Genomic DNA, 8,079 nt, shown 5'->3' on the forward strand with positions numbered 1-8,079 from the left:
GCCGTCTGCCGGCGCCTTCTCCGGCGCCGGCCGCCGCCGTGCGCCGCGCGCGCTCGCCGGTCGGAAACCCCGATGCGTGCGGGCGGCACTGCGGTCAGACTCTCCGTCATGACCGACCACCACATCACCCGCATCAACCCCGACCGCCTGCATCCGACACCCGGCTACCACCACATCACCGTGGTGGAGAGCGGCCGCACCGCCTACCTGGCCGGGCAGTGTCCGCTGGATCAGAACGGTGAACTCGTGGGCGCCGGTTCCCTGGAGCAGCAGACCGGCCAGGTGGTCGCGAACGCGCTCGGCGCCCTGGCCGCGGTGCAGGCCGAGCCGCAGCACGTCGTGCGTTCCGTGATCTACGTACGCAGCAGCGACAGGGACGACCTGGGCGCCGCATGGCGCCACTTCACCGGCTCGGCTCTCGCGCCGGCGTTCACCACGGCCAGCACGCTGCTGGGCGTCGCGCAGCTGGGCTTCTCGGGTCAGCTGATCGAACTGGACCTCACCGTGGCCCTCCCCCGCTGAGCACCCTCGCCCAGGGGAGAGGGCACCCCGCTCTCTCTCATCCGGCGCTCCGCTCCGACTCGTCGGCGTCGTCCGCTTCGTCTGCCTCGCCCGCCTCCTCCGTCACCTTCCGCACATAGGAGGTGCGGTACGTGGCCGGCCGGCCCTCGGCGTCGACGGGTTGCAGCGTGCGCAGCGGTTGTCCGTGGTCGGTGTCGAGCAGGACGGAGTGCTCCTCCCCCTCCGCGAAGAGGTGGCCCTCGCCCCACTGCCGCAGCGCCACCAGGATCGTGAACAGGTCAGCGCCCTTCTCGGTGAGGGCGTACTCGTGGTAGGCCGTGCCGTCCGAGGCCGGGCGGGTCTCGAGGACGCCTTGGGCGACCAGGGCACGCAGTCGTTCGGTGAGGATGTTGCGCGCGAGTCCGAGGCTCCGCTGCAGCGCCCCGAACCGGCAGATCCCGTCGAACACGTCGCGAAGGATCAGCAGGGACCACCGGTCCCCGACCACGTCCACCGCACGGGCGACCGGGCACGGCGCCGTCGCGAGAGCCACCTTCGACGATCCCATCGGGCCTCCTGTCTGGCTGTCGAAGTGCACCACCCGAAGTGGTTGCAAAACTAGACCGCCCATCCTACTCTCCTTTCATCTGGTCTTGTTTTGAAACCGGCTAGCGAGGAGAGCACCGATGCCCGACGAAGTGACCGAGACGAACCGGGCCCGCGTGAGCCCGGCCCGGGTGGCAGTCGTCCAGTTCGATCCCCAGGTCGGACTCGAGAACCTCAAGGCCAACGCCGCCGCCGTCGAGCAGCGGCTGCACGCGGCCGGCGCATCCGGCGCCGACCTGGTCGTCCTCCCCGAACTGGCCACGACCGGCTACGTCTTCGAGAGCAGGGAGGAGGCGTTCGCCCACTCCGAGACGATCCCGGACGGGCCGTCGCTCCAGCTGTTCGAGCGGCTCGCCGCGGAACACGACATGTACGTCGTCGGCTGCGTCGTCGAGCGGGACGGCGAGCGCCTCTACGACACCGCCGTGCTCGTGGGACCGGGCGGCTACATAGGCCGGTACCGCAAGACACACCTGTGGAACACCGAGAAGCTGTGGTTCACACCCGGTGACGAGGGCTTCAAGGTCTTCGACACCCGCCTGGGCCGCATCGGGCTGCTGGTGTGCTGGGACATCTGGTTCCCCGAGACCTCCCGGATCGTGTCCCAGATGGGCGCGGACATCATCTGCATCCCCACCGGCTGGGTGTGGACCCCGCCGCCGCTCTACGACGCGAGCGGTGTCTGCATGGCCGCCCACCTCACGATCACGGCCGCACACGTCAACAACGTCTTCATCGCCACCGCCGACCGCACCGGCCAGGAGCGCGGCGCCGGCTTCATGGGCAACTCGCTCATCGCGGGCACCAACGGCTGGCCCATCGACCGCATCGCAGGTCCGGACGAGGACACGGTCATCTACGCCGACGTCGACCTCAGCGACACCCGGACCGCCCCGATCTGGAACCAGCTCAACGACCTGCACCGGGACCGGCGCACCGACCTGTACGACCAGATGCTCGGCTACCGCGGCGCGCCGCCGCTGCCCCGGTGACGACATGAGCGGCGTCGCCGATCCGGCAAGACCTCGCTTCAGGGCCGCACGACGGGCCCTCGTGACGGTCGTGTTCGCCGCCCTGGCGGGCGCGACCGTCTGGGCCCTGTCCGGCCGCGCCGGCTGGCAGGGCGACCACCGCGACGTGCCGGGCCTCGCCCGCTGGGTGCTCGCCGCGACCTCCGAACCGCAGTTCTACGCGGTCGGATCGGCCGGCACGCTCCTGCTGGCCGGTGGCCTCGTCGGCCACCTCGCGCACCGTCGCGGCTGGTACCTGCAGGGCTTCGTCCAGGCCTGCGGCACCGGGATCTGGCCCTGGGTCGCCGGTGCCGCGCTGCTCAGCGTCGTCCTCGGCGCCCTGGCGTGGGGGACGACGCTGACGGGCGGCGCCTGGCAGCCGTTGTTCGCCCCGCTCGTGTCGGTGGCCCCGGCGGTCGTCGCCCTGTACGGGCCAGGCCTGCGGGTGTTCCTCACGGGTGCCGTGTCCGGGGCCCTGCTCGTCCCTCCGGCGGCGATCGGGCTCGTCACATGGGTCTGCACACCGCTCGGCCTGCCCCCGGTCGTCGGTGCGACGGGCGGCATGGCACTCGCCGGGACGGCCGCGTTCCTCGTCTGCCCGCGCCTTCGGTGGATGCCCGCGCCCTGGACGTGGCGGTCCGTGACCCCTGCCGTACCGGCCGCCCGTCGCCGCCCTGCCGGGCAGGGACCGGTGTGGGTGCTCCGGCGGGCGCTGGCCGACCTGTCCGAGGCGCAGTTCTTCGGCAACGAATGGGCGAGCGCGGCACTCGTCATCGGCGCGCTTCTCACGTATGCGACGTCGCCCGAATCACTGTCCTACGGATCGGGCCGGTTCGTGACGATCCTGTCCGGGCAGCTCCTGACCGTCGTCACCGGTGTCGTCGTGTGGCGGCGGCGCTGGCGCACGGCGGGCTTCTACCCGACCTTCGTCCCCGCGGTGTCCCTCGTACCGGCCGCGGTCCTCACCTACCACGGCGCACTCGTGCCGACCGTGGTCGCGGCCCTCGCCGGAGCACTCGTCGCTCCCCCGACCGCCGCGGCGATCTCGGGCCGTCTGCCCGCCGGCTTCCACCCGTTCGTGGGCAACGTCGCCGCCATGAGCATCTGCACGGCCCTGATCGTGCCCTCGCTCACCGTCCTTCCTGGAGTCCAGAAATGAGCAGCAACACCACCACCCCCGCCACGATCGCCGAACTGGGCCGCGCGCTCCGGCGCGGGACGACGACGTCGGCCCACCTCGTCCGTGCCGCGCTGCGCCGGATCGAGGACCGGGACCCGGCCGTGAACGCCTTCGTGCTCGTCGACCCGGCCGGTGCGCGTGCCGCCGCCGAACAGGCGGACGCCGAACTGGCCGCGGGACGCGACCGCGGACCGCTGCACGGCATCCCCGTGGCGGTCAAGGACCTGATCGACATCGCGGGGCTGCCGACGACGTGCGGATCGGCGTCGTCGTTCGGCACGGCACGGGCGAGCGAGGACGCCGAGATCGTCACCCGCCTGCGCCGGGCCGGGGCCGTGATCGTCGGCAAGACGACCCTGCACGAGTTCGCCTACGGGGCGACCGGCGACCGCTCGGTCCACGGACCGTCCAGGAACCCGGTCGACCCCGACCGCATGTCCGGCGGCAGCAGCGGGGGCAGCGCGGCCGCCGTCGCGGCCGGCATGGTCCCGCTCGCCCTGGGCACCGACACCGCGGGCTCGGTGCGGGTGCCGGCCGCGCTGTGCGGCGTGGTCGGGTTCAAGCCCGCCTTCGACGTCCTTCCGGTGCAGGGGGTCCATCCGCTCGCGCCGACGCTCGACCATGTCGGCCTGTTCACGGCGACCAGTCACGACGCGCTGCTCGCGTACCGCGCACTCGCCTTCGGACCCGCGGACGGCACCGGCGCCGGCGACCTCCCGCCTGATGCCGGGACCGTCGCCTGGATCGACCCCGAGGACATCGCCCCGGCCGACGCCCGGGTCACCGGGGCCGCCCACGACTCCCTGACCCACAACGGCCTGACGCCCTACACCCTCGGCGGAGCCCTGGGCGACACCGCGCACCTCTTCCGGACGTTCTCGACCCTCCAGGGCCACGAGGCGTTCGCCGTCCACGAGGCCCATCTCGACGACGACGCGTCGCTGATCGACCCCGACGTGCTCGCCCGGCTGCGCACCGGCCAGGCGGTCACCACCGGCCAGTACGCGGAGGCCGACCGTGCGCGGCGCGCGTTCCGGGACCGCGTGCGGCGCCTGCTGGACGAGCACCCCGCGCTCGCGATGCCCACCGTCCCCGTGACCGCGCCGCGGATCGGCCGCCGGACGGTGCAGGTCGGCCGCACGACCACGGACACCCGCACCGCCCTGCTGTCGCTGACCAGCCCGTGGAACATGGCCGGCGTGCCCGCGCTGAGCGTGCCCGTGGGACACGTCGACGGGCTGCCCGTCGGCGTGCAGCTGATCACCAACCCGGGCGACGAGGAACGGCTCTTCGCCCTCGCCGCCGCCGTCGAGAGCCGTGCCCGCACCGCGACCGCCGCGCGCGGCTGACCCCGTCTCCGGACTCGAACGAGAGGCCCACCACCCATGCCGTCCATCCAGATCGACCTGCCGCTCGACGCGTCGGCGGCCACCAAGCAGGAACTCGCCCTGCGCGCAGGGCGGATCTACGCCGACCTCATGAAGGTCAACGCCGACCTGCTCACCGTCTCCGTCCACGCTCTCGGGGCGGGAGGCGTCTGGCGCTGCCACGAGGACGGAGCACCCACCCCCTCCGCGCTCATCATGTGCGACATCCGCAGCGGACGTCCGCGCGAGACGCGGGCGGCCCTCGCACAGTCACTGATCGACGCCTGCGCCGACCTGTTCCACCTCGACAGCCTGTGGATCAAGGTCGAGTTCACGCAGCACGCGGGGGACGAGATGTACCACCCGCATCTCGGGGGCTTCAACAAGGACTGGACAGGGGACGAACGGACCTGACCGGGCCGCTCGCGGCTCCGGCACATCCCCGGGCCTCTGCGAGGATGCGGTGATGCAGCCCCTGCCGGACGACCCCGCACACCTGCCGCCTCCGTGGTGGACACCCCACGCCGGGATGCCCGAGGTCGAGCGCGAACTCCAGCGTGAGCTGACTCCGGGTCACCCGCTGCACGGGGCGACGGTCGCCGCGGTGGCGCGGTGCGGGGCGTGTGACGACGTCCTGTTCCAGGTCGAGGGCAGGCCGTTCGCGTGGGCGCTGGTTCATCTGACGTGGACGCGCCGCGAGGAACATGCGCCGTGGCCGATGACGACGCCGCTCTCCGGCCCGGCGGAGCTCTCGACGGCGGCGGCCGACCACGGCTGCAGCCCGTGACCGGCGGGACGGTGTGCCGATGCCGCCGATGACCCTCAAGCTCTCGGTTCCCACAGGCCGTCCGCCGCTCCGCGGGCCAGGTGGTCGGCGTAGACGCCGACCTTCCAGGTGATCACCGACCGGCACTCCTCCAGTGCCTGAATGCGGTCGTCGACGCGCTGCCGGTGGGTCTCGAGGAGGTGCAGGCGTTCCGGCTCGTTGCCGGGGCCCTGCCGCACGAGTCCGGCGAACTGCCTGAGGTCGGCCAGGGGCATGCCTGACTCGCGCAGCTTGACGCAGATCAACAGCCAGTCGACATCCAGAGAGCTGTACCGGCGCCGGCCTCCGGAGGTGCGCCGGACCGGGCCGACCAGCAGGCCCTCGCGCTCGTAGAAACGCAGTGCGTGGACGCTGAGGCCGGTCTGTTCGGCCACCTCACCGATGCTCAGCGCTGTCGCAGGAGTCTCCGTGGTCGCCATGCGCCGCAGTCTAGGACTTGATCTAGACCGCGCTCCAGATCGTAGTTTCGGTGCCATGACCCGTACCGATCAGCAGCCGCTCGGCTCGCCCTTCTCCGCCACCAGCAGCGCCCAGGACGTCACCGCGGGCCTCGACCTGACCGGCTCGAGCGCCGTCGTGACCGGGGGCTACTCCGGGCTCGGCCTGGAAACCACACGGGCGCTCACGGCCGTCGGGGCCCGCGTGATCGTGCCGGCCCGCAGGCCCGACGTCGCCCGCGCCGCGCTCGCCGCGGTGCCCGGCGCCGAGGTCGTCCCCATGGACCTGAACGACCTCGACAGCGTTCGGGCCGCCGCCGCGCGCATCCGTGACACGCTGCCCCGTCTCGATCTGTTCATGGCCGTCGCCGGGGTCATGGCCACACCCGAACTCCGGGTGGGGCCCGGCTGGGAGAGCCAGCTCGCCGCCAATCACCTCGGTCACTTCGCCCTCGCCTGCGAGCTCTACCCGTCGCTCGCCGCCGCCGGCGGTGCGCGCGTCGTGGTCAACAGCTCCGCCGGGCACACCCTGACCGACATCCGCTGGCACGACCCGCACTTCCGCTCCGGGTACGACAAGTGGCTCGCGTACGGCCAGGCGAAGACCGCCAACGCGCTCTTCGCCGTGCACCTCGACGCCCTCGGCCGGGCCGACGGCATCCGCGCCTTCTCGCTCCACCCGGGGAAGATCATCACGGGGCTGCAGCGGGAGATGGCGCGCCAGGAGCAGATCGACCGCGGCTGGGTGGACGAGCACGGCACCGTGATCGGCGCCGGCTTCAAGACCCCGTCGCAAGGGGCGGCCACCGGCTTGTGGGCCGCCACCTCGCCCCTCCTCGACGGCCGCGGAGGCCTCTATCTGGAGGACTGCGAGGTCGCCGCGGTCTCGGCTCCCGGCACGCCGATGGACGACGGCGGTGTCCGCCCGTACGCCGTCGATCCGCACGCGGCCGCACGGCTGTGGGAGCTGTCCCTCGCCGCGACCGGCGCCACGCCCGTACCCCGCGGGCGCGCGTGACGGCGTCGCCCATCGGTCCGCGGACGGGCGTACGGTACGGACGTCGGTCGGCTGTCGGCACCGTTCGCTAAGGTTCGCGCCCATGACCGAGAACACCGCCGGATCCTGGCCCGAACCTCCCCTCGCCGGTACCGAGGCGGCAGCCGTCCTCGGCGCACTCGAACGGCAGCGGGCGACCGTGGCGTGGAAGTGCTCCGGCCTGGACGCCTCCGGACTGCGCACCCGGCTCGGCACGTCCGACGTCACTCTGGGCGGGCTGCTCAAGCACCTGGCGCACGTCGAGGACAGCCACTTCGCCAGGCTGTGGCTCGGTACTCCCGTCGGCGCCCCCTGGGACGGCGTCGACTGGGACAGCACCCCCGACTGGGACTACCGCTCCGCCGCGGAGGACACCCCCGAGCAACTGCGGGCTCTGTGGCAGGACTCGGTCGCCCGCTCGCGCGCGGTCGTCGACGCGGCACTCCGCACAGGCGGGCTGGACCAGCTGGGCGCCTTCACCACCCGGGGCGGCGAACGCCCCAATCTCCGCCGCATCCTCCTCGACCTCGTCGAGGAGTACGCCCGCCATGCCGGTCACGCCGACCTCATCCGTGAGTCCGTCGACGGGCTCACGGGCGAGGACCCGCCGAGGTGACCTGACCAAGACGACGTGCTCAGCCGAAGGATCCGGGCGGTACGACCTGCACCTGGACCCGCACGGTGCGGCTGTGCGCGAAGTGCAGGTCGAACGGGATCCGGGTCTGCGTCCGCAGCGCGCGTCCGGCGGGCACCGTCACGTCGTTGGACATCGGCGTCATGTCCAGCGTCCCCCGGGCCGGTACACGCAAGCGGTCCGTGGGCGCCCGGTAGGCCGCGCCCCCGGTCGTCATCCGGTGCCGGCTCAGGGTGAGGCCGCCCGGCAGGGAGGGGGAGGTCACCGCGGTCAGTTCGTCCTGCACGGTGCCCCGGTTGGTGATGCGGAAGAAGGCCACGGTGTCGGGAGAGTCGCCCGTGGGCCGGAACACCCGGGCGTCGGAGACGATCAGGTCCGGTGGTGAACCGGCCTGCCCGAGCGCGGTCCAGGCGGACAGCGCGGCCAGGGCCGTCACACACGCCGCGATCGGTGCGGCGGCGGCGCGCGCGGACCGGCGCAGG

At 72.7% G+C, this 8,079-nt stretch carries 11 protein-coding genes; 8 read left to right on the forward strand and 3 right to left on the reverse strand.

Features of this window, described 5'->3' with window-relative positions:
• The first annotated feature begins 108 nt into the window (after window positions 1-108).
• A complete protein-coding gene (locus GTW43_RS34430) occupies window positions 109-522 on the forward strand; it encodes a RidA family protein (protein WP_237536968.1) in 414 nt (137 codons plus the stop codon).
• Between the two features lie 37 nt (window positions 523-559).
• Here GTW43_RS34430 and GTW43_RS34435 read toward each other — a convergent pair whose 3' ends face one another.
• A complete protein-coding gene (locus GTW43_RS34435) occupies window positions 560-1,069 on the reverse strand; it encodes a helix-turn-helix domain-containing protein (RefSeq protein ID WP_161305898.1) in 510 nt (169 codons plus the stop codon).
• A 118-nt stretch (window positions 1,070-1,187) separates the two neighbouring features.
• On the opposite strand from GTW43_RS34435, the gene GTW43_RS34440 reads away from it, so the two are divergent.
• The 5 genes from GTW43_RS34440 to GTW43_RS34460 are packed head-to-tail and all read left to right on the forward strand — an operon-like array spanning window position 1,188 to window position 5,451.
• Window positions 1,188-2,099: a nitrilase family protein gene (locus tag GTW43_RS34440; protein ID WP_161305899.1), complete on the forward strand. Its 912-nt coding sequence runs from the start codon at window positions 1,188-1,190 to the stop codon at window positions 2,097-2,099.
• A gap of 4 nt (window positions 2,100-2,103) precedes the next feature.
• On the forward strand, window positions 2,104-3,276 hold the full coding sequence (locus GTW43_RS34445) for a hypothetical protein (protein WP_161305900.1): 1,173 nt from the start codon (window positions 2,104-2,106) through the stop codon (window positions 3,274-3,276).
• A complete protein-coding gene (locus tag GTW43_RS34450) occupies window positions 3,273-4,646 on the forward strand; it encodes an amidase (RefSeq protein ID WP_161305901.1) in 1,374 nt (457 codons plus the stop codon). Before GTW43_RS34445 ends, GTW43_RS34450 begins: the two co-directional genes overlap by 4 nt.
• Before the next feature lie 36 nt (window positions 4,647-4,682).
• Complete coding sequence (locus GTW43_RS34455; RefSeq protein ID WP_161305902.1) at window positions 4,683-5,078, forward strand: tautomerase; 396 nt, start codon at window positions 4,683-4,685, stop codon at window positions 5,076-5,078.
• A 52-nt stretch (window positions 5,079-5,130) separates the two neighbouring features.
• Window positions 5,131-5,451, forward strand: a complete 321-nt coding sequence (locus tag GTW43_RS34460) for a hypothetical protein (RefSeq protein ID WP_161305903.1) — start codon at window positions 5,131-5,133, stop codon at window positions 5,449-5,451.
• Between the two features lie 35 nt (window positions 5,452-5,486).
• On the opposite strand, the gene GTW43_RS34465 is transcribed toward GTW43_RS34460, so the two are convergent.
• Complete coding sequence (locus tag GTW43_RS34465) at window positions 5,487-5,909, reverse strand: MerR family transcriptional regulator (RefSeq protein ID WP_202502314.1); 423 nt, start codon at window positions 5,907-5,909, stop codon at window positions 5,487-5,489.
• Window positions 5,910-5,964: 55 nt separating this feature from the next.
• Between GTW43_RS34465 and GTW43_RS34470 the strand changes: the two genes are divergently transcribed.
• Together GTW43_RS34470 and GTW43_RS34475 are read left to right on the forward strand one after the other, a co-directional pair.
• Window positions 5,965-6,945, forward strand: coding sequence for an SDR family NAD(P)-dependent oxidoreductase (locus tag GTW43_RS34470; protein ID WP_161305904.1), 981 nt, complete (start codon window positions 5,965-5,967; stop codon window positions 6,943-6,945).
• 82 nt (window positions 6,946-7,027) lie between these two features.
• Window positions 7,028-7,579, forward strand: coding sequence for a DinB family protein (locus tag GTW43_RS34475; RefSeq protein WP_161305905.1), 552 nt, complete (start codon window positions 7,028-7,030; stop codon window positions 7,577-7,579).
• Window positions 7,580-7,598: 19 nt separating this feature from the next.
• Here the strand turns inward: GTW43_RS34475 and GTW43_RS34480 are convergent, their stop codons facing one another.
• Entirely contained in the window at window positions 7,599-8,078 is a 480-nt protein-coding gene (locus tag GTW43_RS34480; protein WP_161305906.1) for a copper chaperone PCu(A)C, read from the reverse strand.
• Window position 8,079: the final 1 nt, after the last annotated feature.

This window comes from Streptomyces sp. SID5785 (genome assembly GCF_009870065.1).
Lineage (GTDB): Bacteria > Actinomycetota > Actinomycetes > Streptomycetales > Streptomycetaceae > Streptomyces.

What these genes read in the sequence shown, in the direction of transcription:
- GTW43_RS34440 (WP_161305899.1), top strand. Translation starts at nt 1,188, where the DNA reads ATGCCCGACGAAGTGACCGAGACGAACCGGGCCCGCGTGAGCCCGGCC.
- GTW43_RS34430 (WP_237536968.1), top strand. Translation starts at nt 109, where the DNA reads ATGACCGACCACCACATCACCCGCATCAACCCCGACCGCCTGCATCCG.
- GTW43_RS34465 (WP_202502314.1), bottom strand. Translation starts at nt 5,909, where the DNA reads ATGGCGACCACGGAGACTCCTGCGACAGCGCTGAGCATCGGTGAGGTG.
- GTW43_RS34450 (WP_161305901.1), top strand. Translation starts at nt 3,273, where the DNA reads ATGAGCAGCAACACCACCACCCCCGCCACGATCGCCGAACTGGGCCGC.
- GTW43_RS34460 (WP_161305903.1), top strand. Translation starts at nt 5,131, where the DNA reads ATGCAGCCCCTGCCGGACGACCCCGCACACCTGCCGCCTCCGTGGTGG.
- GTW43_RS34470 (WP_161305904.1), top strand. Translation starts at nt 5,965, where the DNA reads ATGACCCGTACCGATCAGCAGCCGCTCGGCTCGCCCTTCTCCGCCACC.
- GTW43_RS34455 (WP_161305902.1), top strand. Translation starts at nt 4,683, where the DNA reads ATGCCGTCCATCCAGATCGACCTGCCGCTCGACGCGTCGGCGGCCACC.
- GTW43_RS34435 (WP_161305898.1), bottom strand. Translation starts at nt 1,069, where the DNA reads ATGGGATCGTCGAAGGTGGCTCTCGCGACGGCGCCGTGCCCGGTCGCC.
- GTW43_RS34475 (WP_161305905.1), top strand. Translation starts at nt 7,028, where the DNA reads ATGACCGAGAACACCGCCGGATCCTGGCCCGAACCTCCCCTCGCCGGT.
- GTW43_RS34445 (WP_161305900.1), top strand. Translation starts at nt 2,104, where the DNA reads ATGAGCGGCGTCGCCGATCCGGCAAGACCTCGCTTCAGGGCCGCACGA.